This is a genomic window from Propionivibrio sp. (assembly GCF_041441355.1).
GTDB lineage: Bacteria > Pseudomonadota > Gammaproteobacteria > Burkholderiales > Rhodocyclaceae > Propionivibrio.
The window spans coordinates 18,612-44,361 of sequence record NZ_JASDTF010000038.1 but is presented as its reverse complement, the minus strand read 5'-3'; the positions used below and the strand labels follow the sequence as shown (position 1 = coordinate 44,361).

General features: G+C 60.2%; 25 protein-coding genes and 1 tRNA gene. 1 reads left to right on the top strand and 25 read right to left on the bottom strand.

Going from position 1 to position 25,750, the window contains the following annotated elements; genetic code table 11:
* Position 1: 1 nt before the first annotated feature.
* The 23 genes from nuoK to rlmE all read right to left on the bottom strand — a co-directional run bounded on the left by nuoK (position 2) and on the right by rlmE (position 21,503).
* A complete protein-coding gene (nuoK, locus tag QMB55_RS13260) occupies positions 2–307 on the bottom strand; it encodes an NADH-quinone oxidoreductase subunit NuoK (protein ID WP_497589193.1) in 306 nt (101 codons plus the stop codon).
* A gap of 77 nt (positions 308–384) precedes the next feature.
* Entirely contained in the window at positions 385–1,017 is a 633-nt protein-coding gene (locus QMB55_RS13255; RefSeq protein ID WP_497589192.1) for an NADH-quinone oxidoreductase subunit J, read from the bottom strand.
* A gap of 13 nt (positions 1,018–1,030) precedes the next feature.
* Positions 1,031–1,519: an NADH-quinone oxidoreductase subunit NuoI gene (gene nuoI, locus QMB55_RS13250; RefSeq protein WP_497589191.1), complete on the bottom strand. Its 489-nt coding sequence runs from the start codon at positions 1,517–1,519 to the stop codon at positions 1,031–1,033.
* 10 nt (positions 1,520–1,529) lie between these two features.
* On the bottom strand, positions 1,530–2,576 hold the full coding sequence (gene nuoH, locus QMB55_RS13245) for an NADH-quinone oxidoreductase subunit NuoH (protein WP_497589199.1): 1,047 nt from the start codon (positions 2,574–2,576) through the stop codon (positions 1,530–1,532).
* Positions 2,577–2,635: 59 nt separating this feature from the next.
* Positions 2,636–4,966 carry an NADH-quinone oxidoreductase subunit NuoG gene (gene nuoG, locus QMB55_RS13240; protein ID WP_497589190.1) on the bottom strand — a complete coding sequence of 777 codons (2,331 nt, stop codon included), beginning with the start codon at positions 4,964–4,966 and terminating at the stop codon, positions 2,636–2,638.
* Positions 4,967–4,975: 9 nt separating this feature from the next.
* Positions 4,976–6,277 (bottom strand): NADH-quinone oxidoreductase subunit NuoF, encoded by a 1,302-nt coding sequence (nuoF, locus tag QMB55_RS13235; RefSeq protein WP_497589198.1) that lies wholly within the window; start codon positions 6,275–6,277, stop codon positions 4,976–4,978.
* Between the two features lie 26 nt (positions 6,278–6,303).
* A complete protein-coding gene (nuoE, locus tag QMB55_RS13230; protein WP_497589189.1) occupies positions 6,304–6,777 on the bottom strand; it encodes an NADH-quinone oxidoreductase subunit NuoE in 474 nt (157 codons plus the stop codon).
* Positions 6,777–8,030, bottom strand: a complete 1,254-nt coding sequence (locus QMB55_RS13225) for an NADH-quinone oxidoreductase subunit D (RefSeq protein ID WP_497589188.1) — start codon at positions 8,028–8,030, stop codon at positions 6,777–6,779. The genes nuoE and QMB55_RS13225 overlap by 1 nt, the downstream gene beginning before the upstream one ends.
* A gap of 1 nt (position 8,031) precedes the next feature.
* Complete coding sequence (locus QMB55_RS13220) at positions 8,032–8,628, bottom strand: NADH-quinone oxidoreductase subunit C (RefSeq protein ID WP_497589187.1); 597 nt, start codon at positions 8,626–8,628, stop codon at positions 8,032–8,034.
* An 18-nt stretch (positions 8,629–8,646) separates the two neighbouring features.
* Positions 8,647–9,123, bottom strand: coding sequence for a NuoB/complex I 20 kDa subunit family protein (locus tag QMB55_RS13215; RefSeq protein WP_497589186.1), 477 nt, complete (start codon positions 9,121–9,123; stop codon positions 8,647–8,649).
* A 3-nt stretch (positions 9,124–9,126) separates the two neighbouring features.
* Positions 9,127–9,501, bottom strand: coding sequence for an NADH-quinone oxidoreductase subunit A (locus QMB55_RS13210; protein WP_497589185.1), 375 nt, complete (start codon positions 9,499–9,501; stop codon positions 9,127–9,129).
* Between the two features lie 58 nt (positions 9,502–9,559).
* Positions 9,560–9,644 (bottom strand) — tRNA-Leu (locus tag QMB55_RS13205).
* Between the two features lie 64 nt (positions 9,645–9,708).
* Positions 9,709–10,080, bottom strand: coding sequence for a preprotein translocase subunit SecG (gene secG / locus QMB55_RS13200; RefSeq protein ID WP_497589184.1), 372 nt, complete (start codon positions 10,078–10,080; stop codon positions 9,709–9,711).
* 9 nt (positions 10,081–10,089) lie between these two features.
* Positions 10,090–10,845, bottom strand: a complete 756-nt coding sequence (tpiA, locus tag QMB55_RS13195) for a triose-phosphate isomerase (RefSeq protein ID WP_497589183.1) — start codon at positions 10,843–10,845, stop codon at positions 10,090–10,092.
* Between the two features lie 137 nt (positions 10,846–10,982).
* On the bottom strand, positions 10,983–11,774 hold the full coding sequence (pstB, locus tag QMB55_RS13190; RefSeq protein ID WP_497589182.1) for a phosphate ABC transporter ATP-binding protein PstB: 792 nt from the start codon (positions 11,772–11,774) through the stop codon (positions 10,983–10,985).
* A gap of 29 nt (positions 11,775–11,803) precedes the next feature.
* Positions 11,804–12,727 (bottom strand): phosphate ABC transporter permease PstA, encoded by a 924-nt coding sequence (gene pstA, locus QMB55_RS13185; RefSeq protein ID WP_497589181.1) that lies wholly within the window; start codon positions 12,725–12,727, stop codon positions 11,804–11,806.
* 1 nt (position 12,728) lies between these two features.
* On the bottom strand, positions 12,729–13,676 hold the full coding sequence (gene pstC, locus QMB55_RS13180; protein WP_497589180.1) for a phosphate ABC transporter permease subunit PstC: 948 nt from the start codon (positions 13,674–13,676) through the stop codon (positions 12,729–12,731).
* 60 nt (positions 13,677–13,736) lie between these two features.
* The gene (locus QMB55_RS13175) at positions 13,737–14,726 is read right to left on the bottom strand and encodes a PstS family phosphate ABC transporter substrate-binding protein (RefSeq protein ID WP_497589179.1); all 990 of its coding nucleotides are present in this window, start codon (positions 14,724–14,726) and stop codon (positions 13,737–13,739) included.
* A gap of 79 nt (positions 14,727–14,805) precedes the next feature.
* On the bottom strand, positions 14,806–16,173 hold the full coding sequence (gene glmM, locus QMB55_RS13170; RefSeq protein ID WP_497589178.1) for a phosphoglucosamine mutase: 1,368 nt from the start codon (positions 16,171–16,173) through the stop codon (positions 14,806–14,808).
* 115 nt (positions 16,174–16,288) lie between these two features.
* Entirely contained in the window at positions 16,289–17,809 is a 1,521-nt protein-coding gene (locus tag QMB55_RS13165; protein ID WP_497589177.1) for a CYTH and CHAD domain-containing protein, read from the bottom strand.
* Positions 17,810–17,977: 168 nt separating this feature from the next.
* Positions 17,978–18,799, bottom strand: coding sequence for a dihydropteroate synthase (folP, locus tag QMB55_RS13160; RefSeq protein ID WP_497589176.1), 822 nt, complete (start codon positions 18,797–18,799; stop codon positions 17,978–17,980).
* A 75-nt stretch (positions 18,800–18,874) separates the two neighbouring features.
* Positions 18,875–20,758, bottom strand: coding sequence for an ATP-dependent zinc metalloprotease FtsH (gene ftsH, locus QMB55_RS13155; protein ID WP_497589175.1), 1,884 nt, complete (start codon positions 20,756–20,758; stop codon positions 18,875–18,877).
* Positions 20,759–20,882: 124 nt separating this feature from the next.
* Positions 20,883–21,503 carry a 23S rRNA (uridine(2552)-2'-O)-methyltransferase RlmE gene (gene rlmE / locus QMB55_RS13150; RefSeq protein ID WP_497589174.1) on the bottom strand — a complete coding sequence of 207 codons (621 nt, stop codon included), beginning with the start codon at positions 21,501–21,503 and terminating at the stop codon, positions 20,883–20,885.
* Positions 21,504–21,549: 46 nt separating this feature from the next.
* Between rlmE and QMB55_RS13145 the strand changes: the two genes are divergently transcribed.
* Positions 21,550–21,897, top strand: coding sequence for a YhbY family RNA-binding protein (locus tag QMB55_RS13145; protein ID WP_497589173.1), 348 nt, complete (start codon positions 21,550–21,552; stop codon positions 21,895–21,897).
* A 95-nt stretch (positions 21,898–21,992) separates the two neighbouring features.
* Here QMB55_RS13145 and greA read toward each other — a convergent pair whose 3' ends face one another.
* Together greA and carB are read right to left on the bottom strand one after the other, a co-directional pair.
* Positions 21,993–22,469, bottom strand: coding sequence for a transcription elongation factor GreA (gene greA, locus QMB55_RS13140; RefSeq protein ID WP_497589172.1), 477 nt, complete (start codon positions 22,467–22,469; stop codon positions 21,993–21,995).
* 74 nt (positions 22,470–22,543) lie between these two features.
* Positions 22,544–25,750 (bottom strand): carbamoyl-phosphate synthase large subunit, encoded by a 3,207-nt coding sequence (gene carB, locus QMB55_RS13135; RefSeq protein ID WP_497589171.1) that lies wholly within the window; start codon positions 25,748–25,750, stop codon positions 22,544–22,546.

The following is a 25,750-nucleotide window of genomic DNA, read 5'->3' as shown; positions in this document are numbered from 1 at the left end:
ATCAACCCTTCAGGCTGTCCAGATCATCCACGTGGATGGTCTTCAGATTACGGAACAGCACGACGAGAATGGCCAGACCGATCGCCGATTCGGCGGCCGCCACGGTCAGCACGAAGAAGACGAAGACTTGCCCCGCCAAATCCTGAAGGAAATGCGAGAACGCGATGAAGTTCATGTTCACCGCGAGCAGCATCAATTCGATCGACATCAGGATGACGATCAAATTTTTCCGGTTAAGGAAAATACCGACGATGCTGATGGCAAACAAAATCGCACCGAGTATCAAAAAATGGGACAGTGTAAGCAAGGTGCCTCCCTGGTTCCTTCACTGACGGCTACGCCGTCATGCCTAATTCTCAAATGATCCGCAATCAAACGCTGCAATCAGCTTTCGACTTTCTCGTCTTTTATAGCCTGCTCGCCCTGCTCCGCGGGCATTTTGAGCACGCGGACACGATCCTTGGCTTTCACGAAGACCTGTTCCGACGGACTGATCGCCTTACTCTTGCGTTTGCCGCGCATTGTCAGCGCAACCGCAGCCACGATGCCGACCAAAAGGACGACGGAAGCCAGTTCGAAAGGATAGGCGTATTCAGTAAACAGGAGACGCGCAACCGCCTGGACATTGCTGTGCTTGGCATCGGTCTGCGGCACATCACTTTCGAAAACGCCGTAGTAGCTGCCGCCGAGGATCAGGCTCATCTCCGCAACCATCAGCAAGGCAACGATACCGCCCATGGGCAGATAGCTCCAAAATCCTTCCCGTAGCCGATCGAGGTTGATGTCAAGCAGCATCACAACGAAGAGGAAGAGCACCATCACCGCGCCGACATAGACGAGAACCAAGGCAATCGCCAGAAATTCGGCCTGCAGCAGCACCCAGATCCCGCTTGCACTGAAAAAAGCGAGGATCAGATGCAACGCAGCGTGCACCGGGTTACGCAAGGTCACCACGCGCAAGCTGGCGTACACCAGGATGACGGAGAAGAAATAGAAAACGAAGGTTTTAAAATCCATCGCGCAACACCCGTTAGCGGTATTTCGAGTCGAGTTCCCGGTCCGCGGCGATTTCCGCCTCGTAGCGGTCACCGTTGGCCAGCAACATCGGCTTCGTGTAGTACAGCTCGCCACGGCTCTCGCCGTGGTATTCGAAGACCCGCGTTTCGACAACCGCGTCGACCGGACAGGCCTCCTCGCAAAAGCCGCAGAAAATGCACTTATTGAGGTCGATGTCGTATCGGGTGGTGCGACGCGAACCGTCATCGCGTTGATCCGATTCAATCACGATCGCCATCGCCGGACAGACGGCCTCGCAGAGTTTGCATGCAATGCAGCGCTCCTCCCCGTTCGGGTAGCGCCGCAGGGCATGCAGCCCGCGGAAGCGGAAACTTTGTGGCGTTTTTTCCTCCGGGTATTGAACGGTGATCTTGCGCGAGAACATGTGGCGCCCGGTCACCGACAATCCCTTGAGCAGTTCCTTAAGGAAGAAACTGCTGAAAATTTCTTTCATCGAACCCATGCCTAGCCTCTCACTTCCAGATGTTCCACGGCGACATCATCCAGCACCCGACCACCAGCATCCAAACAAGGCAGACCGGGATGAACACCTTCCATCCAAGACGCATGACCTGGTCATAACGGTAACGCGGGAAAGTCGAGCGGATCCAAAAGTAGAAGAACAGAATCGCGCAGATTTTGCCGAACAGCCAGAATATGCTGTCCGGCAGGAAGCCGACCGGCGACAGCCAGCCACCGAGGAACAGAATCGACACCATCGCCGAACAGAGGATCATCGCGGTGTATTCGGCAAGGAAGAACACCGCGAACGCCATCCCAGAATATTCAACGTGGAAGCCGACGATCTCGGACTCGCCCTCTGCGAGGTCAAACGGCGCCCGGTTGGTTTCAGCGACGATCGAGACCAGATAGATCACGAACATCGGCAACAGCGGCAACCAGTTCCAAGACAGGAAGTTCAAGCCCATGTCGGCGAAACGCCCCTCAGCCTGTCCACGCACGATATCGCCGAGGTTGAGGCTGTTCGAGATCATCAGGACCACGACGATAGACAAGCCCATCGAAATTTCGTACGAGATGAGCTGAGCGGCTGAGCGCATGCTGCCCAGGAAAGCATACTTGGAGTTCGAGGCCCAACCGGCAAGGATGATCCCGTAGACCCCGATCGAGGTGACCGCCATGATGTACAGCAGACCGGCATTGACGTTCGCCAGCACCATGTAGTCGTTGAACGGAATCACAGCCCAAGCCGCCAGCGCCGGGGCAAAGGCAAAGATCGGTGCAAGCAGGAACACCGCTTTGTCGGCCCCCGACGGGATGACCACTTCCTTGAGCAGCAACTTGAGACCGTCCGCAATCGGCTGGATCAGCCCCCACGGTCCCACTCGGTTCGGACCGATGCGCACCTGCATCCAGCCGATGACCTTGCGCTCCCAGAAGGTCGTATATGCGACAGCCATCAGCAAGGGCATGATGATCAACATGATTTTGATCACCGTCCAGACCGTCAGGACAATTCCGTCCCACCAGGCTCCGAACACCGACTGCCCGAACTGCATGAAACTCGCGAAGTACGGGACCAGGAAGGAAGGAAGCATTTGTTGCAACGCCTCGGCCATCATGCACGCTCCACATTAATCGTTGCGAACATGTCGCCGAGCATGGCCGTCGCAGCATGGGCCGCCGCGACCCGCACGCAGTTGGCCGGAACACGTTCATCCTGTTGTGCCTTGAGGGCCGCCACACCTTCGCCCTGACAGACACGCACTGCATCGCCATCCTTCAGTCCGAGAGTCGCCAGGGTCGCCGCATTCATGCGCGCCGTCGGTGCCGTCGCATCCTGCGTCCTCTGCAGGGCTTCAGCACGCCGGACCAGCGGATCAGCGAAGTAGATCGGAACATCGCTGATGCGCTGCAGTCCCGTCGTCACGGCGGGCAGCGACAGAGGCTCAGCACTCAACGCATTGTCGAGACCACTTGCGAATTCCTCCGTACCCACAACCTCAGCACGAACTTGCTCGCTGGTTTCGTAGGCGAAGCCTTCGAGCCCGAGCAGGTTTCCGAGGACACGCAGCACCTTCCACGCCGGCCGGGTTTCCCCCTGCGGCGGGACCACTCCGTTGAAACTCTGCACCCGCCCTTCACAATTGACGAAGGTTCCCGAAGTTTCCGCGAAGGGAGCGCACGGCAACAGCACGTCGGCGTACTCGAGAGCCGCCGGATGCTTGAATGGCGTCAGCATTACGACCAAAGCGGCCTGCTTGAGCGCGGCAAGCGCCCCTTGCGGATTATGGCAATCGAGTTCGGGTTCGATTCCGTGCAGCAGGTAGGCCTGGCGCGGCTGCGCGAACATCTCGTAGGCATTCAAACCGTTTGGTACGGCCTTGGCCACATAACCGCCGACCGAATTTGCGGCCTCGCCCACGAAGCCAACCTTGGCGCCGGTAAGTTTTCCCAACTCCAGCGCCAGACGGTGAATCGTGCCGGCATGCGGACTTTGCTCGGCGATGTTCCCGAGGAATATCGCCCGCTTGTTGCCGGCCAGCAGACTCTCGGCAATGGCACGGCTTCGCGCACACGTCGTCACGCCGTCCAGACCGGACGGGAGTGCGACTTTTTTCAGTTCGGCTGCGGCCTTGAGTACCGCCGCCATGGCATGCGGCAAGTTTTCGGGAGACGCGGTCATCCGCTCATGCAGCTTGATCAGCGGATCGTCGTCGGTCACGGCGATCAGGCTCACCTCGCCACCGTACTTCTTGGCCAACTGACGCAGACGCTGGGCGAAGAGCGGGTGATCCTTGCGCAGGAAACCGCCAATGACCAAGGCGGAATCAAGCTCCTCAATGTCCGAGAGGCGTAACCCCAGCCAGGGCGTACCAGCACGCTGTCCGTCGGCGGAGAAATCGCGCCGACGCGGACGAAAATCGATGTTGCCCGAGCCCAGGCCGCGAGTGAGTTTCTGAGCCAGATAAAGCTCTTCAAGCGTGGCATGCGGCGAAGCGAGCGTCGCCACCTGTTCGGCGCCGTGACGGGCCACGATATCCTTCAATGCGTGCGCCACGTAGTCCAGAGCGACTGGCCACTCGACTTCACGTAGGCTGCCATCAACCCGAATCATCGGCTTCTGCAGGCGCTCAGCGCTGCACAGCGCTTCGTACGAAAAACGGTCCTTGTCGGAAAGCCAACATTCGTTGACCGCCTCGTTTTCGCGCGGCAAAACGCGCAAGACGCGATTGCCCTTCACCTGCACCGTCAAATTGGCGCCGATGCTGTCATGCGGGCTCACCGAACGACGACGTGACAGTTCCCAGTTGCGCGCCTGATAACGGAAAGGCTTGGAGGTCAGGGCTCCGACCGGGCAAAGGTCAATCATGTTGCCCGACAGTTCTGAATCCACCGAACGGCCAACAAAAGTCATGATCTCGGAATGCATGTTACGACTGGCCATGCCGAGTTCTTTGACACCAGCAATCTCGACCCCAAAGCGGACGCAGCGCGTGCAATGAATGCAGCGCGACATTTCCTGCATCGAGATGAGCGAGCCCACATCCTTGTGGAAGAAGACACGCTTTGGTTCGTCGTAACGCGAGGCCGCAGCGCCGTAACCGACCGCCAGATCCTGCAACTGACATTCACCACCCTGGTCGCAGATCGGGCAGTCCAACGGGTGGTTGATGAGTAAGAACTCCATCACCCCCTTCTGTGCCTTGACCGCCATGTCCGAATGCGTGAACACCTTCATGCCGTTGGTCACCGGCGTCGAGCAGGCGGGCACGGGTTTTGGTGCCTTCTCGACCTGCACTAGGCACATGCGGCAACTGGCGGCGATCGAGAGCTTTTTGTGATAGCAGAAATGAGGAACGTAGGCGCCAACCAGCTCGGCGGCATCGATGATGGAACTGCCCTCGGGAACTTTGGCAAGCTTGCCGTCGATTTCGATTTCTAGCATATCGCTACCTTATGCCGTGGCCTTGAAAAACCCGCTACCGATGCGCTGAAGCTCGCGCGGGACAAGGCACTGCTTGTGTTCGATGTGGTATGCAAATTCGTCACCGAAATGCTTGAGGAAGCTCTGCACAGGCATCGCAGCGGCGTCGCCGAGCGCGCAGATCGTGCGCCCCATGATGTTGGGCGTAATGTCCTTGAGCAGATCGAGGTCGCCCGGGCGCCCTTGCCCGTTCTCGATCCGGTGGATGATGCGGTACATCCAGTTGGTGCCTTCGCGGCACGGCGTGCATTGGCCGCAAGATTCTTCATAGTAGAAGAAGGCCAGACGCTCGAGCGCCTTGACCATGCAGGTCGACTCGTCCATCACGATGACAGCGCCGGAACCGAGCATCGACCCCGTCTTGGCGATCGAGTCGTAGTCCATCGTAGTTTCCATCATCATCTCTGCCGGAACGACCGGTGCCGACGAGCCGCCGGGAATGACGGCCTTGAGCTTCCGCCCGCCACGCACACCGCCCGCCAGTTCGAGCAGCGTCGAAAACGGCGTCCCCATCGGCACTTCGTAATTGCCCGGGCGATTGACGTGGCCCGAGACGGAAAAAATCTTGGTACCGCCGCTGTTGGCCTTGCCCGCCTCGAGGTAAGCATCGCCGCCGAGGTTCATGATGAAGGGAATCGAGCCAAGGGTTTCCGTGTTGTTCACCGTCGTCGGCTTGCCGAACAACCCGAAGCTCGCCGGGAACGGCGGCTTGAAGCGCGGTTGCCCTTTTTTGCCTTCGATCGATTCGATCAGCGCGGTTTCCTCGCCGCAGACGTAGGCGCCATAGCCATGGTGCGCGAAGAGTTCGAAGTCGAACCCCGAGCCGAGAATGTTCTGGCCGATGTAACCGGCGGCTCGGGCTTCGTCGAGCGCTTCTTCAAAACGCTTGTAGATCGCCCAGATCTCACCGTGGATGTAGTTGTAACCGCGCGATGCGCCGATGGCATACGCGGCGATCGCCATGCCTTCGATCACCGAATGCGGGTTGTAGCTCAGGATGTCGCGATCCTTGAACGTCCCCGGCTCGCCTTCGTCCGAGTTGCAGACGATGTACTTGTCGATCGGGAAGACCCGCGGCATGAAGCTCCACTTCAGCCCGGTCGGAAAACCCGCGCCGCCACGCCCCCGCAACACCGATTTCTTGACCTCGCTGATGACTGCCTCGGGCGGCACTTTCTCGGTCAGGATGCGCGTCAAGGCAGCATAGCCCCCGCGTTTGACGTAATCCTCGAGCCGCCAGGCCTTGTCACCGTCCAGGCCGCGCATAAGCATCGGATTGATCGAGCCAAGGATCGCCATTATTCGAGCTCCGCCAGCAGTTTGTCGATGTCCTCGGGCAGCATGTGGCTGCACATGCGCTGGTTGTTGACCAGCATCACCGGCGCTTCACCGCAGGAACCCATGCACTCGCCCTGCTTCAGGGTGTACTTGCCGTCCGGCGTAGTCTCGCCGTATTCGATCCCCAACTTCTGCTTGAGGTATTCGCCGGCATCCACGCCGCCGGAAAGCATGCACGGCAGGTTGGTACACACCGTGAGCTTGTATTTGCCGACCGGCTGGAGATTGAAGAGGCTGTAGAAGGTTGCAACTTCGTAGGCCGAAATCGGCGGAATGCCGAGGTAGTTGGCGACGAACTCGATCGTTTCGTTCGCCAGCCAGCCCTTCTCTTCCTGAGCGATCGCCAGCGAGGCGACGATCGCGGACTGTTTGCGATCGGCCGGATACTTGGCGACCTCGCGGTCGATTCTCTTCAGGGATTCAGTAGTCAGCATCAGCGGTCAATCTCGCCAAAAACAATGTCAATCGTGCCGACCAGCGTCACCACGTCGGCGATCATGTGGCCGCGGGTCAGCTCCGTCATGGCCGACAGATGCACATAACCCGGGGAACGAAGCTTCAAGCGGTACGGCTTGTTGGCGCCATCGGAAACCGCGTAGACGCCGAATTCGCCTTTGGGATGCTCGATGGCCGCATACACCTCACCCTCGGGCACATGCATCCCTTCGGAGCAGAGCTTGAAGTGATGAATCAGCTCTTCCATGTTGGCCTTCATCCGCTCACGCGGCGGCGGGGCAACCTTGTAGTTGTCCGTAATCACCGGGCCTGGATTGGCGCGCAGCCAATCAATGCACTGCTTGACAATGCGATTGGACTGGCGCATTTCCTCGACGCGCACGAGATAACGGTCGTAAGAATCGCCGGTCACGCCGACCGGGATGTCGAAATCGAGCCGGTCATAGACCGCGTACGGCTGCTTCTTGCGCAAATCCCAGGCAAAACCCGAACCGCGCAGCATGGCGCCCGTAAACCCAAGTTGCAGCGCTCGCTCCGGCGAGACCACTCCGACACCGACCAGACGTTGCTTCCAGATTCGGTTGTCGGTAAGCAGGGTTTCGTACTCGTCGACGATCTTCGGGAAGCGATTGACGAAGTCCTCAAGAAAATCGAGCATCGAGCCGCTGCGCACTTCGTTGAGCTTGCGCACGTCGGCAGCACTCTTCCACTTCGATTCGCGATACTGCGGCATGCGATCCGGCAAATCGCGATACACGCCGCCCGGACGATAGTAGGCCGCGTGCCAGCGGGAGCCGGAGACCGCCTCGTAGCAATCGACCAGATCCTCACGCTCACGCATGGCGTAAAGCATCATGGTCATCGCGCCGACATCAAGGCCGTGCGCCCCAATCCACAGCAGATGGTTCAGGATGCGCGTGATCTCGTCGAACATGACGCGGATGTACTGCGCGCGAACCGGAACCTCGATGCCCAGCAGCTTCTCGATCGCCAGGCAGTAGGCATGCTCGCTGCACATCATCGACATGTAGTCGAGTCGATCCATGAACGGGACAGACTGAATCCAGGTCTTGCTCTCGGCCAGCTTCTCGGTCGCGCGATGCAGCATGCCGATGTGCGGATCGGCGCGCACGACGACTTCGCCGTCCAATTCAAGCACCATGCGCAACACCCCGTGCGCGGCCGGGTGCTGAGGCCCGAAGTTGATCGTGTAATTCTGGATATCAGGCATTTCAGACGTCCCCGTAGGTCTTTTCGCGCACCACCCGCGGCGTGATCTCGCGCATCTCGATGCTTACCGGCTCGTAGACAACACGTTGCTGATCAGGGTCGTAGCGCATCTCGACGTGGCCGACCACCGGAAAATCCTTGCGGAACGGATGTCCGACAAAGCCGTAGTCGGTCAGGATGCGGCGCAGGTCCGGATGCCCCGGAAAAACGATGCCGTAAAGGTCAAAGGCCTCACGTTCGAACCAATTGACCGAATTCCAGATCGAGACGACCGAAGGCACCGAAGGGAAATCATCGTCGTCAGCAAAGCAACGCACACGCAGGCGCCAGTTGTGAGTGATCGACAGAAGCTGACTCACTGCGGCGAATCGTTTTCCTTCCCAAGGCTGGTTGCCGTAGGTCGAATAATCGACGCCGCACAAATCGATCAACTGCGCAAAATCAAGTTCAGGCTCGTCGCGCAGCGTTTGCATCACCGCCGGATAATCGGAGGCACCGACATCGATGCGCAATTCCCCAAGGGCCAGATTCGAGGCCTTGATCCGATCACCGAGGTACACATGCAATCGCTGGCTAAGCATTTCAAGCTTGGCAGACATAACAGACTCTCGGAGGAATTAACGGGCGATGGTGCAGGTCCGACGGATCTTGTTCTGAAGCTGCAGCAAGCCGTAGATCAGCGCTTCAGCGGTCGGCGGACAACCCGGCACATAGATATCGACCGGGACAATGCGGTCACAGCCCCGCACCACGGAATACGAATAGTGGTAATAACCGCCGCCGTTGGCGCAAGAACCCATCGACACCACCCAACGCGGCTCGGCCATCTGGTCATAAACCTTGCGCAGGGCCGGCGCCATTTTGTTGGTCAAGGTCCCGGCGACAATCATCACGTCAGACTGACGAGGACTCGGTCGGAAAACGATGCCGAAACGGTCGAGGTCATAGCGCGAGCAACCGGCGTGGATCATCTCGATCGCGCAACAGGCCAGGCCGAAAGTCATCGGCCACATGGACCCCGTGCGGACATAATTGATCAGCTTGTCAGCCGTAGTGGTGACAAAGCCTTCCTGGAGGATGCCTTCGATACCCATCGCCTACTCCCAGTCCAGCGCACCCTTGGCCCAGGCATAGACATAGCCGATGACCAGGATGACAAGAAAGACCATCATTTCGATAAAGCCGAACCAGCGCACCGATTCGGTGGCGGCAATTTCCTTGAAGATCGATGCCCAAGGCACCAAGAAAGCAACTTCAAGGTCGAAAATGATGAACAGGATGGCAATCAGGTAGTAGCGCACATCAAACTTCATGCGCGCATCCTCAAACGCCTCGAAACCGCACTCGTACGGTGAGAGCTTCTCGCTATCGGGGCGATAAGGCGCCACAATCAGGCCGGAAATCACCGGCGCGACGCCAAACACAACGCCGATCAGGATGAATACAAATACAGGAAAGTAGCTTTCCAACATGATCCGCCACGCTCTCGCTCATGTTTAGACAGGAGCCCCATCGAAGAGAAGCTCTGTTTGGTGCCGACGATGAGACTCGAACTCATACGACCGAAGTCACTACCCCCTCAAGATAGCGTGTCTACCAATTTCACCACGTCGGCACTACTCAAAAAACAACCGGGGTAAAGAGGAATAAAACCCCGGGCTGTTCTGTCACGGCTTGATTTATTTTGGAATATCCTTCGCTTTCGAGGCAGGATCAATACTGATCCCAGCCTTGTCAGCTCCGGTTGCAGGCGGCGCCGTAACAGAACGAGATTCTACTGCATTCTGCATCAGGCCGCCAGTGTTTTTTGGCTTATTTGAAGCGATATAGGCCAAAGTCAGGCTGGTGACAAAAAATACGACGGCAAGAATCGCCGTCGTACGGCTCAGGAAGTTGGCCGAACCCGTCGCTCCGAAAAGACTGCCCGAAGCGCCGCTACCGAAAGCCGCACCCATGTCGGCGCCCTTACCGTGCTGAACGAGCACCAAACCGACAATGCCAACGGCCGCCAGAACATGAACCACCAGAATGATCGTAAACAGAAAATCCATAAGACCTCTTTATTGAGTCGCTGCGCGACAAATCGCGAGGAAATCCTCGTCCACCAAAGACGCACCACCAATCAGCCCGCCATCGATATCCGGCATGCCGAAAAGTTCCTGCGCATTACCCGGCTTGACGCTGCCACCATATAGGATTTGCAGCCCCCCTGCCACCCCGCTGTCCGCCGATGCAAGCTGAGCCCGAATCGCGGCATGCACTTCCTGAGCCTGGGCCGACGTTGCCGTGCGCCCGGTTCCGATGGCCCAAACCGGTTCGTAGGCAACCACCGCCTTGGCGAACGCTTCGATCCCGGCCGCGTTGAGCACGGCATCGATCTGCGCGGCGACGACGCTTGCCGTTTGCCCGCGCTCACGCTCCTCCAAGGTTTCGCCGACGCACAGTATCGGGCACAGGCCCGCAGACTGCGCGGCGATGAATTTCGCAGCCACCAGGGCGTCGTTTTCACCGTAAAGCGAGCGCCGCTCGGAATGACCGACGAGCACATAGCGACACGCAAAATCACCGAGCATGGCCGCGCTGACCTCGCCGGTATAAGCGCCCCGGGCATGTTCGCTCAAGTTCTGAGCCCCCCAGGCAACCGAGGTCCCGGCCAACAGCGACTGTGCTTGCGCCAAGTAGGGATACGGGACGCAAACCGCCACCGAAACCTGTTCCAAACCAGCCACACCCGCGGCAACGCTACGCAAAAGGGCGGCATTGACCTCCAGGCCGCCGTGCATTTTCCAATTCCCTGCCACCAGTTTTTGGCGCATAGAACCCCCTCTGCAAAAGCGCGAATTATAGACAAACAGGGCTTTTCCGGTCAAACCAAAAGACCGGAAAAGCCCTGATCATGCAAATGTTTTACCCGCCGAAGTCGCTACAACAAAGCCTCGCCGACGGCACGCGATCACCCGAAACGCCCGGTGATGTAATCCTCAGTTTCTTTGCGTTTTGGTTTGATAAAAATCCGATCCGTCTCGCCAAACTCAACCATCTCGCCCAGGTACATGTATGCAGTGTAGTCGGAAATCCGCGCTGCCTGCTGCATGTTGTGGGTTACGATCAGGATGGTCACCCGCTCCTTGAGCCCGGCAATCAGCTCTTCAATGCTGGCCGTGGCAATCGGGTCAAGCGCCGAGGTGGGCTCGTCGAACAGCAGCAACTCGGGGTCGGTCGCCAGCGCCCGGGCGATGCACAAACGCTGCTGCTGCCCACCCGAAAGGTTGGCCCCCAGATCTTTGAGGCGGTCCTTGACCTCCCCCCACAAGGCCGCATCGCGCAAGGCCATTTCGACCTTATCGTCAATCACCGAACGGGATTTCTCGCCCCGTACGCGCAAGCCATAGGCCACGTTTTCATAGATCGATTTGGGGAACGGATTCGGCTTCTGGAACACCATGCTGATTCGCATCCGCACTTCGATCGGATCGACATCCTTGGACAGCAAATCGGTGCGATCAGGATAAAACTCGATCGAACCTTCGTAGCGATTCCCCGGATAGAGGTCGTGCATGCGATTGAAACAGCGCAGGTAGGTCGACTTGCCGCAGCCAGAAGGGCCGATCAGCGAGGTCACCCGCTTCTCGTAAATCGGCATGCTGATGCCCTTGAGCGCCTGAAAACCGCCGTAATAAAAATGCAGATCGCGCGCTTCGGCTTTCAGCGGAGGCACCGCACCCGGAATCGTGTATTCGGTCATTTGTGAGTTCACCGTTGTCGTTCGTACTGTTACCACTTGATGCTCTTGCGCAGGCGGTAGCGCAGCCAGATCGCAAGACCGTTCATGGCCAACGTCATGAGCACCAGAATGAAGCCCGCTGCGGCCGCATTGTTGAGGAAGGCTGCTTCTGGACGCGAGGTCCAGTTGAACATCTGGATCGGCATCACCGTAAAGGGGGCCGACAACCAATCGAAAAGACCGGCGGCGGGCTCGCCCTGGAACGGCACCGGCGGCAGGAAAGCGATAAAGGTCAGCGCCCCGACCGTGATAATCGGCGCCGTCTCGCCGATCGCGCGCGCCATCCCGATGATCACCCCGGTGAGGATGCCAGGACTCGAATACGGCACGATGTGGTCGCTGACGACCTGCCAGGTCGTGGCCCCACAGGCGTACGCGCCTTCCCGGATCATCTGCGGAATCGCCCGGATCGCCTCACGCGTCGCCACGATGACCACAGGCAGAATGAGCAACGCCAGAGTCAACCCGGCGGTCAGGATGCTCTGCCCGAGGCCGAACGCGTAGACGAAGAGCCCGAGCGCCAGGAGGCCGTAAATGATTGACGGCACGCCGGCGAGGTTGGTGACGTTGATCTCGATGACGTCGGTGACCCAGTTCTTCGGTGCGTACTCTTCGAGATAAACACCAGCGGCGACCCCGAGCGGAACGGCGGCGCAGGCGGTCACCAGCATCACCAGCAACGAGCCGACCCAAGCCGAGAGAATGCCCGCATTGGCCGCGCGCCGGGAAGGGAAGGAAGTCAGGAAATCGAGGTCAATGCGCCCCACCCCCTTGAGCGCCATGTCGGCGAACAACGCGGTGAAGGTCATCAAGGCCAGCATCAGGGCGAGCACGCCAAGGACGCCAAACATCACGTCCCAGCGCTTGTGCGCGGCGATCATGGCGCGCAGTTCTGCGAGTTCACGTTGATTCATTTTAATAAGCCTCGCGGAATTTCTTACGCATGAAATAACCCACCAGATTGAAGGCCAGGGTAAGCAGCATGAGCGTCAGCCCGGCCGCAAAAATCGTCTGGTAACCGATGCTCCCGTGCGGCAGGTCGCCGAGCGCCACCTGGACGATGAAGGAGGTGATCGTCGCCCCGGGCTCGGTCGGATTGAAGGTCAGGTTCGGCTGCATGCCGGCGGCCACGGCCAGGATCATGGTCTCCCCCACCGCGCGCGAGACACCGAGAATGTAGGCTGAGGCAATGCCCGACATCGCCGCAGGCACCACCACGCGGAGCGCCGTCTGCAGGCGCGTAGCGCCGGTCGCATACGAGCCTTCGCGCAAGGCCATGGGCACGGCGCGCATCGCATCTTCGGACAGCGAGGCCACGTACGGGATGATCATGACCCCCATGACGAGCCCGGCCGACAGCAGGTTGAAACCCGGCAACTCGGGGAAAAAGCGCTGCAACAACGGGGTCAGGAAAAGCAAGGCGAAATAGCCGTAGATGATGGTCGGGATGCCGCCGAGAAGCTCCAGGAAAGGCTTGGCCACCTCGCGCACACCGAAAGGCGCAAACTCCGAAAGGTAGATGGCGATCAGCGTCCCGAGCGGGATGGCGACCAGCAGAGCAACCGCCGAGCTGGTGAGGGTCCCGGAAAGCAGCACGATGATGCCGTAATGCGCGTCCTCAAACAGAGGCGTCCATTGCGTGGAGAACAGGAATTCGGTAACCGGCACGTGCTGGAAGAACGTCCAGGATTCGCGGACCAGGATGTAGACGATCGCCGTCGTCGTAAACACCGAGACAAAGGCCGCCAGGAACAGCAGCGCTTCGATGCAACGTTCTTTGACGTGCCGCGTGTAGTCCTTGCGCAGACGCGCGCTTGTCCGAACGGTGCCCTCGGACGCGTCAGCGATTGTTTTCTGATTCAATGCAATGCTCTCCAGACAACCCGATCCCGCCCGAAGCCCTGGGCGGAATCGGGCAGATGCTTACTTGGCTTCGATTTTCATCAAGGCATCGATGGTCAGGCCAACCTTGTTCTCGCCATCGAATTTGGTACCAAGATCGCGCTTGGCGAAATGCCGGAGGTTGTATTCATACGCTCGAGCCGGCAGCGGGACGTACTTCACTTCCTTGGCCAGTGCCTCGCCGTGACGCATGTAATATTCGACAAACCCCTTGACCTCAGGGCGCTCAGCCGACTTGGCATTGACATAGATGAAGATCGGGCGCGCCAGCGGCTGGTAGCTGCCATCGACCACGCTTGAGATCGACGGCGCCACCGCCGTCTTGCCATCGGCCGCCACGGCCACCGCCTGCAGCTTGTCCTTGTTCTCGATGTAGTACGCGTAGCCGAAGTAACCGAGCCCGCCGATGTCGCGAGAAACGCCCTGAACGAGCACGTTGTCGTCCTCCGAGGCCGTAAAATCGCCGCGTGTGGACTTGGCCTTGCCGTTAACCGCCTCGGTGAAGTATTCGAAGGTTCCAGAATCCGCCCCGGGACCGTAGAGCTTGAGCGGACGATCCGGCCATTCCGGATTGACCTGCTTCCAGTTGGTGATCTTGCCCTGCGCCGCCGGCTCCCAAATGGCTTTGAGCTGCGCCACGGTCATCGTTCGGGCCCAGGTATTTTTGGGATTGACCACCACGGTCAAGGCATCGTAAGCGATCGGAAGTTCGATGAATTGAACGCCGGCCGCCTTGCAATCGGCGATCTCCTTCTTGGAAATCGGGCGCGATGCGTTCGAGACGTCGGTCTCGCCACGGCAGAACTTCTTAAAGCCACCACCGGTTCCGGAAATCCCGACGGTCACCCGGATCTGGTTCTGCTTCGACTTCTGATAATCCTCGGCCACCGCCTCGGTCACCGGATAGACCGTCGAAGAACCGTCCACCTTGACCATCATCTGCGCTTGAACGGCCGCCGACATCGTAAGCGCCGACAGGCCCGCGCAAACGGCAAAAGCTCTGATTTTCATGACAACACTCCTCGCCAGGACTGCACTCGTGGTGCGGGATAAGGGCAGTCTAGCGAGGTCGTGTTACGCGTCTGTTACATCAGGCAGCGACCGCCTCCCGCACGGCCGTCGCCAGTTGTTCTGCACAGGAGAGCACCAAGGCGGCATCGCGCCCTTCGACCATCACCCGCAGCAGTGGCTCCGTCCCCGAAGCGCGCAGCAGCACCCGCCCCTTACCATCCAGTTGCGCCTCGACCGCCACGCGCGCAGCGGCAATCGCGGGATGATCCTTCCAGGGGAAGCCCTTGACCAAAGGCACATTGATCAATTGCTGCGGATAAAGCTGCAAGCCACCCAGCAGGGCCGCCAGACTACCACCCTCCTGGCGCAGGGCCGTCAACACCTGCAGCGCGGCGACGATCCCGTCGCCGGTGGTGTGCTTGTCGAGACACAGCAGATGCCCCGAATTTTCACCGCCGTAGAGCCAACCTTTTTCGTACAGCATCTCCAGCACGTAACGGTCGCCGACCGCTGCACGGGCGAAAGGCACACCAAGATCGGCAAGCGCATGCTCGAAGGCGAGGTTGGTCATCAAGGTGCCGACCACCCCATCGACGCGCCCCTGGCGCAAACGACTGCGGACCAAGGCGTAGAGCAGCTGATCGCCATCGTAAATCTCGCCTGCCGCATCGACCATGATCAGCCGGTCCGCATCGCCGTCGAGGGCGATCCCCAGATCGGCGCGGTGCGCCAGGACCGCTTCGCTCAAGGCTTGCGGGGACGTTGCGCCGACGTCCTTGTTGATGTTGAGACCGTTCGGTTCAGCCCCGATCGCCACGACCTCGGCACCCAGCTCGTGAAAGACGTGCGGCGCGATGTGATACGCCGCACCATGCGCACAATCGATGACGATCTTCAATCCGCGCAAGTCCAGATCATTCGGGAAAGTGCTCTTGCAGAACTCGATGTAGCGCCCGGCTGCGTCGTCGATCCGGCGTGCTCGACCGAGTTCTGACGAGGCCACGCAAAGCATCGGCGCATCGATGCCAGCTTCGATCTCAGCCTCGATGGCATCGTCAAGTTTGCTTCCTTGCGCGGAGAAAAACTTGATCCCGTTGTCGTAATAAGGATTGTGCGACGCCGAAATGACGACTCCTGCCTGCAAGCGCAGCGCGCGCGTCAGGTAAGCGATGGCCGGTGTCGGCATCGGCCCGACGAGGCAGACATCGACGCCGGCGGCGGAAAATCCGGCCTCCAACGCGGCTTCAAGCATGTAGCCGGAAATCCGGGTGTCCTTGCCGATCAGAACAGCCGGGCGCTCGCCCGTTTTTTGCGCCCCGCGCTCACCAGCATGCGCCACGAGGACTTTGCCTGCCGCATACCCGAGACGCATCACGAAATCGGGGGTGATGGGTGCCTGACCGACACGGCCGCGGACACCGTCGGTCCCAAAATACTTCCTCGACATTTGTTCTCCCTGTTTTTGCACGCAGAAAGTCTGGCATTTTACTGGACTTCAGGCGCGCAGCAGCCGTCGACGGAAACGCGCGATGAGCAAAAGGGGCCCGGCCCGAGACTTTCGTTTACGCGTTCCGCCAAGGCGGGCGACAACGCGCGAAGCGGAGCAGCACTTGCACGAGCTCGGCCTGCTGACGTTTCCGCGCCCCGTCCAGCCAGCCTTCCAACTGCTGAGAAAATGCCGGCTCCATCGGCAGCTGGGCGCACAACGCCTCCGCCGTCGCCAGGTCGTTGAGCTGACCGAGAACGTCCTGCAAACGCGCGAGCATGTCCTGATAGGCCGGCGTCCGCTTCCGGCCGAAAAGCGGCGCAAAGAAATCGAAGGCATAGCGCAGGCGCTTGAAATCGATGCGCAGCTTGTGGCGACGTTTTTCTGATGCCTCAGCCCGGCGGCTGCGTTTTTCGACCGCCTTTTCGAGGCGACGCAAGCGTCGTTCCGCAAAAGCCTTCAAGCCCAGCCCGCGGTAACGCAAGGACGGCACCTTCGCGATCGCCAGCACATCTTCGCGCAACAAGGCGGCACTGAAGGCCAGCACGAGGCGGCTGTACTCATGATCGAAGAACGCTGCGGCCGCAGCCTCCCGTGCGCTGCGCCGCGCAACGTCCGCTGCCTGATGCAAGGCTTGCAGTGCCGTGCCGTTTTCGCTTGCGGCAGCGAACGCCGGCAAGGTCTCACCAACAAAGACATCCCAGTCGCGCGCCGCCCCCAACCTGATCGCCAAGGCCTTCCAACGCGGCGCGTACACCGCCACGAAAGCGGGCGCCAGGACTGGCGCAAACAACTTGAAGGCCGAGCGTAAGCGGCGGATTGCCACCCTCGCCTGGTGAATAAACTCCGCCTCCCCATCTTGCTGTACACCCACCTCGTTGCGCTGCAAATGGAGTACACAGGCCAAAGCGATCGCTCGGAAGGCCTCAACAGGCGTCATTTCCGCTGCAAGCATCGAAGCCTGCGCCTTAAATGGCACAAGACGCTGCACTGCATCGCACAGGGCGTAGCCCCGCTCCGCTTTGCTCCGAACCTCGGGATGCAGGTGGAAGTCGGCCGACAACTCGATGGCGAGGTCGAACAGCGCGTCGGTCGAATCACCGGCAAGCAGTTCAAGCTCGACTTCGCAGATCGCCTCCTCACGCCGACCGGCTCCGGCTACAACGCAGCCCCGGTCGAGCACCAATTCAATACGCGCGCCCGGGCGCTCAAGCACCCAGAGGCGGCGAGTAAAATCGGTGGTAAACACCGCCTGCAATCGAGGGGTGTAACCGAGCAGGAAGGCGCGCAACGCCACGTCGCCGACGATCCCGAAATCGAAGACGCCCGGCTGCGTCGGGGCTTCCCATTCGCTGCGCGCCGCCAGGCCGCCCGCCCCCGAGTCGCCCCCCTTGACGGTCATCACCCACTCACTCTCCCCGATGCGCCGCAGGCGAAGCGCAATCCCCCGGCGCCGCAAGTCGAATTCAGGAGTGTCGTAATAGGTGTTGTACAGGTGCCGGTGTTTCGACATCTGCGCAGCCAGGAACGAATGCTCGCAAAAACGTTCGGCCACTTCCGGCGGCAAGGTCAGCTTGAGTTCGATTTCCTTCGACATGTCCAATCATCCTTGGCACAGGCGGACAGAGGCGCCAGCAGAGGCAGGCGCCATGACGATCCATCTTCGCACCCCTGTAAGGAGGACGAAGATCGACAAAGCATAGCAGAGCGCGTACGCGCCTCCTCGGACATGATCATCCTGAGGTGCACGACAGGAGCAGGGACTTCAGCGCAAGGCGTCCCAGACCGCTAGGGCGTCGCGGGTTTCGGCAACGTCATGCACCCGGATGATCCGGGCGCCACGCTGCACCGCGACCAGCGCCGCCGTAATACTGGCCGCGAGACGCTCGGACACAGGCCGTCCCGTGATCGCGCCAAGCATGGACTTGCGCGAAACCCCGACCAACGCGGGAAAACCCTCCGGCAGACAGTCGGGAAAGCGACGATAGAGTTCAACATTGTGCGCCAAGGTCTTTCCGAAACCGAAGCCCGGGTCGAGCAACAGACGTTCGGCAGCAATTCCCGCCCCGCGTGCCGCCTCGATCCGCTCCGCGAGGAAAGTGCGGACTTCGGCCGTCACGTCGCCATATTGCGGCTGCTCCTGCATGGTCTGCGGCTCGCCCTGCATGTGCATCAGACACAGCGCGCAATCGCTGTGGGCAACGGCGTCGAAAGCGCCAGGCATCCTGAACGCATAGATGTCGTTGATCATGTCGGCGCCGCGATCAAGCGCAGCTCGCATCACCGCAGGTTTGTAGGTATCGATCGAGAGCGGCTTGCCGCAATCGCGCAAAGCGTCGAGCAAGGGCAGCAAGCGCTCGAGCTCGTCCGTCTCCGAGGTCGGTAAGGCCCCGGGACGCGAGGATTCCGCCCCCAGGTCGAGCAAATCCGCGCCCGCTTCGAGCATGCGCCAGGCCTGATCGAGCGCGGCGTCGCGCTGGGAGGCCAAGCCGTCACCGGAAAACGAGTCCGGTGTCAGATTGACGATCCCCATGATCAAGGGACGTTCCAGCGAAAGCAGGAATTTCCCGCAGCGCAATGCAGTCATGCGTCGCTTACCCTCAAAAACTTTCCTCAAAAAAACCGGGGGAGCCTGCGCTCCCCCGTTCGATTCAGATGCCCGTTAGGCCGTGGCTTCGGTCGTCGGCGCCGCGTCCGCCGGCGGCGAGTCGCCAGAAGCGGGCGCACTTGCCGAAGACGACTTCGGCGAGCGCGGCGGGCGACCAGCCATGATGTCGTCGACCTGCTCGGCGTCGATGGTTTCCAGTTCCATCAGCGCTTTCGTCATTGCCTCGACCTTGTCGCGGTTATCCTCAAGCAGCTTGCGCGCCAATGCGTACTGCTGGTCGATGATGCGCCGGATTTCGGCGTCGACCTGCTGCATCGTCGCCTCGGAAACGTTCTTGTGCGTGGTCACCGAACGACCGAGGAAAACTTCCCCCTCGTTCTCGCCGTACACCATCGGACCCAGCGCATCCGACATGCCGTAACGGGTCACCATGTCGCGAGCCATCTGCGTCGCGCGCTCGAAGTCGTTCGAGGCACCGGTGGTCATCTGGTTCATGAACAGTTCTTCTGCGACGCGACCGCCGAACAGCACGGCGATGCGCGACATCAGGTAAGTGCGGTCGTAGGCGTAGCGGTCTTCTTCCGGCAACTGCATGGTCACGCCGAGCGCACGTCCGCGCGGAATGATCGTTACCTTGTGCACGGGGTCGGATTTCGGCACGAGCTTGGCGACGACGGCGTGCCCGGATTCGTGATACGCCGTATTGAGCTTCTCTTCCTCGTTCATGACCATGCTGCGCCGTTCGGCGCCCATCATGATCTTGTCCTTCGCCTTTTCGAAGTCTTCCATGTCCACCAGGCGCTTGTTGCCCCGCGCGGCGAACAGCGCCGCCTCGTTCACCAGATTGGCGAGGTCCGCACCGGAGAAGCCTGGGGTCCCGCGCGCGATGATGTCGGCTTTGACGTCACCGGACAGCGGCACCTTGCGCATATGCACATTGAGGATCTGCTCGCGCCCACGGATGTCAGGCAGCGGCACCACGACCTGACGGTCGAAACGCCCCGGCCGCATCAGCGCCGGATCGAGAACGTCAGGACGGTTGGTCGCGGCGATCACGATGATGCCGGAACTGCCCTCGAAGCCGTCCATTTCAACCAGCATCTGGTTCAAGGTCTGTTCACGCTCGTCGTTGCCGCCGCCGAGACCGGCACCGCGCTGACGGCCAACCGCGTCGAGTTCATCGATGAAGATGATGCACGGCGCGTGTTTCTTGGCATTTTCGAACATGTCGCGCACGCGTGCTGCGCCGACACCGACGAACATTTCGACGAAGTCCGAACCCGAGATCGAGAAGAACGGCACCTTGGCCTCGCCTGCGATGGCCTTGGCGAGCAAGGTCTTACCGGTACCGGGATTACCGACGAGCAGGATGCCCTTGGGAATGCGTCCACCGAGCTTCTGGAACTTGGACGGATCGCGCAGAAAATCCACCAGTTCGGAAACTTCTTCCTTGGCTTCGTCACAACCGGCAACATCAGCGAAGGTGATGCTGTTGCTCGACTCATCAAGCAGGCGCGCCTTACTCTTGCCGAACGAGAAGGCGCCGCCCTTGCCGCCGCCTTGCATCTGGCGCATGAAGAAAATCCACACGCCGATGAGGAGGAGCATCGGGAACCAACTGACGAAAATATTCATCAGGAAAGACTGCTCTTCTTCCGGCTTAGCCTCGACCTTGACGCCGTTTTTGAGTAGATCGGAAACCATCCACAGATCGGGCGGCGCATACGTCGTGAGCTTACGTCCGTCGTTGGTCGTCGCCTTGAGCACCCGACCTTCGATCACCACCTTGGAAATCGTGCCGCGGCCGACCTCCTCGAGGAACTGCGAGTATTCCATCGAGGCTTGCGGCGCCTGACGGGAATTGAACTGGTTGAAGACGGTCATCATCACCATGCCGATGACCAGCCATACAGCCAGGTTCTTGAACATGTTATTCAAAGCCTTACCTCTTCCTCGTCGTTCCCGCAGCGCTCAGGAGTGGCGCAGCCTCAGGGAGCAAAAACAGTCAAAAGCATATTGTAGCAAGCCTTTCGGCCAGCACGACAAACCGCTTGTCCGGCAATCATTCGCGCAACCCTTTTCCGAGCAGGTAAACCTCGGCGCTTCGATCACGCGACGCATCCGGTTTGCGCGTCACCACACTGCGAAACGTTTCGCGCATGCTGCGCACCAGTTCCTCATAACCATGGCCCTGGAAAACTTTGACCAAAAAGGCGCCGTCCGGTTTCAGCCAGTTGCGGCCGAATTCGAGACCGAGTTCGGCAAGATGCATCACCCGCGCCTGATCAGAGAGCGGGATACCCGACATATTGGGGGCCATGTCGGAAAGTACAAGCCCCACTTTCCCCCCGCCCAGCAGATTTTCCAGTTGCTGCAACACGTCATCCTCGCGGAAATCGCCCTGGATGAAGTCCACGCCGTGAATCGGGGCCATTTCCAGAAGGTCGAGCGCGACAATGCGACCGCGCCCGGACAAGCGCTTGGCGACCACCTGCGACCACCCGCCCGGCGCCGCGCCGAGGTCGACGACGGTATCGCCCGGACGAATCAATCGATCGCGATCGTCGATCTCCATCAATTTGTAGGCCGCCCTCGAGCGATAGCCCTCGGCCTTGGAGCGCTGCACGTAAACGTCAGTCACGTGCTCGTGCATCCAGGCCTTGCTTGTACGCGTTCGTTTCATCGGCTAAAACCCGGTAAAATGCCTGCTTTGAAAGGTTGAAGAATACATGCTCGAAATTTCCATTGCCCAACGTCGCGACCTGCGCGCACAAGCCCATGGCTTGAATCCCGTCGTCACCATCAGCCAGAACGGCCTCACCGACGCCGTCCTGCGCGAAATCAGCCACAGCCTCGACGCCCATGAGCTGATCAAGATCCGGGTCTTCGGCGACGAACGCGAACTGCGCGAAGGCTACCTGAAGACCATCTGCGACACCCTCGGGGCCGCCCCGGTCCAGCACATCGGCAAGCTTCTGGTCGTCTGGCGCCCGGCGCCGGAAGATAAAGGCGCCAAGAAGTCGCGCGGCGCCCGCCCGGAGGCCCGGCGCACCAAGCGCAGTTTTCAGGGCGCCTGAACACTGCCACCCACTACCCCGCCCCAATGACAAGCCCGGCCAAGCCGGGCTTTTTCATGGCATGAACCGGGCACCTGCCCTATGCTGCTCGCGCGCTATTCGTAGCGCACTTCGAGCACTTCGTACTCGCGCAAGCCGCCCGGCGCCTGCACCTGCGCCACGTCGCCGGCAAACTTGCCGATCAGCGCACGGGCAAAGGGCGAATTCACCGAAATCTTGCCTTCCTTGATGTCGGCTTCATCTTCACCGACGATCTGGTAAGTCATCTGCGCACCGCTTTCCTGATCCTCAAGATCGACCGTCGCCGCAAACACGCAGCGCCCATCGGCGTCGAGCAGTTTTGGATCGATGATCTGCGCATTCGAGAGCTTGCCCTCAAGCTCTTGGATGCGACCTTCGATGAAGGCCTGGCGCTCCTTGGCCGCATCGTATTCGGCGTTCTCCGAGAGGTCGCCATACGAGCGCGCCTCAGCGATCGCGGCAATCACGTTCGGACGACCAACGGTCTTCAGTTGATGGAGTTCGGCGCGTAACAGTTCGGCGCCCTTCAGGGTCAAAGGTACTTTACTCATCTCTTCGCTTGCCAAAAGCAAAACCGCCGGCCCGCAGCGCGCGGGTTCCCGGCGGTCTGTTCGTTAGAAAAAAATCAGCTGAGTTGGGCGTGCAACTCCTGGATCGGATAGACGACCAACTCGCCGCGGTTCTTGATCCCGACCGCGGCCGCTTCGGCGCCCCACACCGTCGTATATATGGTAACCCGAGCCGCCTGTCCAGAGATACGGATCCAACGCGAATCGTTGATCGCGTTGCGCTGCTCGTCCACCGTGTTGATGATCAAGGCGACTTCCTTGTTCTTGATCATGTCGACGATGTTCGGACGTCCTTCGACGACTTTGTTCACCACCGTTACCGGCAGTCCAGCGGCCGAAATCACGGCCGCCGTCCCACGCGTGGCGAGGATCGTGAACCCGGCGTCGTGCAGGTCGCGCGCAATCGCGGCCACCTTGTTCTTGTCCGAATCCTTGACGCTGATGAACACGCGCCCCGACTCGGGCAGCTTGACGCTGGCCGCCATCTGACTCTTGACGAAGGCCTCCTCGAAGCTCCGTCCGACGCCCATGACTTCGCCCGTCGACTTCATTTCCGGGCCGAGGATGGTATCGACGCCCGGGAACTTGTTGAACGGGAAGACAGCTTCCTTGACCGAAAAATACGGCGGGATCACTTCCTTGGTCACCCCCTGGCTTTCCAGCGTACGCCCGGCCATGCAACGTGCGGCAATCTTGGCGAGCGGCAAGCCAGTGGCCTTGGAAACGAAGGGCACGGTGCGCGAGGCACGCGGATTCACTTCCAGGACGTAAACTTCGTCGTCCTTGATCGCAAACTGTACGTTCATCAGGCCGCAGACGTTGAGTCCCTTGGCCATCAGCTTGGTCTGACGCCGCAACTCGTCTTGAAGTTCCTGCGACAGCGAATACGGCGGTAGCGAACACGCCGAGTCGCCCGAATGAACGCCGGCCTGTTCGATGTGCTCCATCACGCCGCCGATGATCACCGTTTCGCCGTCGGACAACGCATCGACGTCGACTTCGCAAGCGTCGTTAAGGAAGCGATCGAGCAGCACCGGTGAGTCGTTCGAGACCTTGACCGCTTCGCGCATGTAGCGCTCGAGGTCACGCGGCTCATGCACGATCTCCATCGCCCGGCCGCCGAGCACGTAAGACGGACGGACGACCAGCGGATAGCCGATTTCCTCGGCCATGCGCAGGGCGTCGGCCTCGGTGCGCGCGGTGCGGTTGGGCGGCTGCTTGAGGCCGAGGTCGTGGAGCAGCTTCTGGAAGCGCTCGCGGTCTTCGGCCGCGTCGATCATGTCCGGCGAAGTGCCGATGATCGGCACACCGTTGGCTTCGAGGTCGCGCGCCAGCTTGAGCGGCGTCTGGCCGCCGAACTGGACGATGACGCCGACTGGCTTCTCGATGGCGACAATCTCGAGCACGTCTTCGAGCGTCAGCGGCTCGAAGTACAGGCGGTCCGAGGTGTCGTAGTCGGTCGAGACGGTCTCCGGGTTGCAATTGACCATGATCGTTTCATAGCCGTCCTCGCGCATGGCGAGCGCGGCATGCACGCAGCAGTAGTCGAACTCGATGCCCTGACCGATGCGGTTCGGGCCGCCGCCGAGGACCATGATTTTCTTCTTGTCGCTCGGCCGCGACTCGCACTCTTCCTCGTAGGTCGAGTACATGTAGGCGGTGCTCGTCGCAAATTCGGCGGCACAGGTATCGACGCGCTTATAGACCGGACGAATGCCGAGCAGGTGACGACGGGCGCGCACCTGTGCCTCAGTGGTATGCAGCAGCTTGGCCAAGCGGCGGTCGGAGAAGCCCTTGCGCTTCAATTCGCGCAGCGTCGGCGCGTTGAGGTCATTCAGCGCCATGTCGTCGAGCAGCATTTCGAGGCGCACGATGTCTTCGATCTGCGCCAGGAACCACGGATCGATGTGCGTGAGCTGGTGCACTTCATTGAGCGTAAAGCCGTTCTCGAAGGCATCGCCGACATACCAGATGCGCTCCGGCCCCGGCTCGCCGAGTTCGCGTTCGAGCTCTTCGCGGTCAGTGGTGCGCTGGTTCATCCCATCGACGCCGACTTCCAGGCCGCGCAACGCTTTCTGGAAAGACTCTTGGAAAGTTCGGCCGATGGCCATCACCTCGCCGACCGACTTCATCTGCGTGGTCAGGCGCGAATCGGCGGTCGGGAATTTCTCGAAGGCGAAACGCGGCACCTTGGTGACAACGTAGTCGATCGACGGCTCAAAGGAAGCCGGTGTTTTTCCGCCGGTAATCTCGTTGGCCAATTCGTCGAGTGTGTAGCCGACCGCCAGCTTGGCCGCAACCTTGGCGATCGGGAAGCCTGTCGCCTTCGAGGCCAGCGCTGACGAACGCGAGACACGTGGGTTCATTTCGATGACGATCATCCGACCGTCGTCGGGATTGATCGAGAACTGGACGTTCGAACCGCCGGTATCGACCCCGATCTCGCGCAACACCGCGATCGAGGCATCGCGCATGATCTGGTATTCCTTGTCCGTCAGCGTCTGTGCCGGAGCGACAGTGATCGAATCGCCGGTGTGCACACCCATCGGATCCAGGTTTTCGATCGAGCAGACGATGATGCAGTTGTCCTTACGGTCGCGCACCACCTCCATCTCGAATTCTTTCCAGCCGATCAGCGACTCCTCGATCAGCAGTTCGCTGGTCGGCGAAGCCTCGAGGCCGCGCTTGCAGATCTCGACGAATTCTTCCTGATTGTAGGCGATGCCGCCGCCTGAACCGCCCATGGTGAAGGACGGACGGATGATGACCGGGAAACCGATCATCGCTTGCACCTGCTGCGCTTCTTCCATCGAGTGGGCGACCGCCGAACGCGCCGAGCCAAGGCCGATCTTGGTCATCGCAGCCTTGAACTTCTCGCGGTCCTCGGCCTTGTCGATCGCTTCTTGCGAGGCACCGATCATCTCGACGCCATGCTTCTCAAGCACGCCGTGGCGCGCGAGGTCGAGCGCACAGTTGAGCGCCGTCTGGCCGCCCATGGTGGGTAGCAGTGCGTCGGGTTTTTCCTTCTCGATGATCTTCTCGACGACCTGCCAGTTGATCGGCTCGATGTAGGTCACATCGGCCATCTCCGGGTCGGTCATGATCGTCGCCGGATTGGAGTTCACCAGGATGACGCGAAATCCTTCCTCGCGCAGGGCCTTACAGGCCTGGGCGCCGGAGTAGTCGAACTCGCAGGCCTGACCGATGACGATCGGACCTGCGCCGATGATGAGGATGCTCTGGATGTCTGTACGCTTCGGCAT

What these genes read in the sequence shown, in the direction of transcription:
- QMB55_RS13255 (WP_497589192.1), bottom strand. Translation starts at nt 1,017, where the DNA reads ATGGATTTTAAAACCTTCGTTTTCTATTTCTTCTCCGTCATCCTGGTG.
- nuoI (WP_497589191.1), bottom strand. Translation starts at nt 1,519, where the DNA reads ATGGGTTCGATGAAAGAAATTTTCAGCAGTTTCTTCCTTAAGGAACTG.
- nuoH (WP_497589199.1), bottom strand. Translation starts at nt 2,576, where the DNA reads ATGCAGTTCGGGCAGTCGGTGTTCGGAGCCTGGTGGGACGGAATTGTC.
- nuoG (WP_497589190.1), bottom strand. Translation starts at nt 4,966, where the DNA reads ATGCTAGAAATCGAAATCGACGGCAAGCTTGCCAAAGTTCCCGAGGGC.
- nuoF (WP_497589198.1), bottom strand. Translation starts at nt 6,277, where the DNA reads ATGCTTATGCGCGGCCTGGACGGTGACAAGGCCTGGCGGCTCGAGGAT.
- nuoE (WP_497589189.1), bottom strand. Translation starts at nt 6,777, where the DNA reads ATGCTGACTACTGAATCCCTGAAGAGAATCGACCGCGAGGTCGCCAAG.
- QMB55_RS13225 (WP_497589188.1), bottom strand. Translation starts at nt 8,030, where the DNA reads ATGCCTGATATCCAGAATTACACGATCAACTTCGGGCCTCAGCACCCG.
- QMB55_RS13220 (WP_497589187.1), bottom strand. Translation starts at nt 8,628, where the DNA reads ATGTCTGCCAAGCTTGAAATGCTTAGCCAGCGATTGCATGTGTACCTC.
- QMB55_RS13215 (WP_497589186.1), bottom strand. Translation starts at nt 9,123, where the DNA reads ATGGGTATCGAAGGCATCCTCCAGGAAGGCTTTGTCACCACTACGGCT.
- QMB55_RS13210 (WP_497589185.1), bottom strand. Translation starts at nt 9,501, where the DNA reads ATGTTGGAAAGCTACTTTCCTGTATTTGTATTCATCCTGATCGGCGTT.
- secG (WP_497589184.1), bottom strand. Translation starts at nt 10,080, where the DNA reads ATGGATTTTCTGTTTACGATCATTCTGGTGGTTCATGTTCTGGCGGCC.
- tpiA (WP_497589183.1), bottom strand. Translation starts at nt 10,845, where the DNA reads ATGCGCCAAAAACTGGTGGCAGGGAATTGGAAAATGCACGGCGGCCTG.
- pstB (WP_497589182.1), bottom strand. Translation starts at nt 11,774, where the DNA reads ATGACCGAATACACGATTCCGGGTGCGGTGCCTCCGCTGAAAGCCGAA.
- pstA (WP_497589181.1), bottom strand. Translation starts at nt 12,727, where the DNA reads ATGAATCAACGTGAACTCGCAGAACTGCGCGCCATGATCGCCGCGCAC.
- QMB55_RS13175 (WP_497589179.1), bottom strand. Translation starts at nt 14,726, where the DNA reads ATGAAAATCAGAGCTTTTGCCGTTTGCGCGGGCCTGTCGGCGCTTACG.
- glmM (WP_497589178.1), bottom strand. Translation starts at nt 16,173, where the DNA reads ATGTCGAGGAAGTATTTTGGGACCGACGGTGTCCGCGGCCGTGTCGGT.
- QMB55_RS13165 (WP_497589177.1), bottom strand. Translation starts at nt 17,809, where the DNA reads ATGTCGAAGGAAATCGAACTCAAGCTGACCTTGCCGCCGGAAGTGGCC.
- folP (WP_497589176.1), bottom strand. Translation starts at nt 18,799, where the DNA reads ATGACTGCATTGCGCTGCGGGAAATTCCTGCTTTCGCTGGAACGTCCC.
- rlmE (WP_497589174.1), bottom strand. Translation starts at nt 21,503, where the DNA reads ATGAAACGAACGCGTACAAGCAAGGCCTGGATGCACGAGCACGTGACT.
- QMB55_RS13145 (WP_497589173.1), top strand. Translation starts at nt 21,550, where the DNA reads ATGCTCGAAATTTCCATTGCCCAACGTCGCGACCTGCGCGCACAAGCC.
- greA (WP_497589172.1), bottom strand. Translation starts at nt 22,469, where the DNA reads ATGAGTAAAGTACCTTTGACCCTGAAGGGCGCCGAACTGTTACGCGCC.
- carB (WP_497589171.1), bottom strand. Translation starts at nt 25,750, where the DNA reads ATGCCGAAGCGTACAGACATCCAGAGCATCCTCATCATCGGCGCAGGT.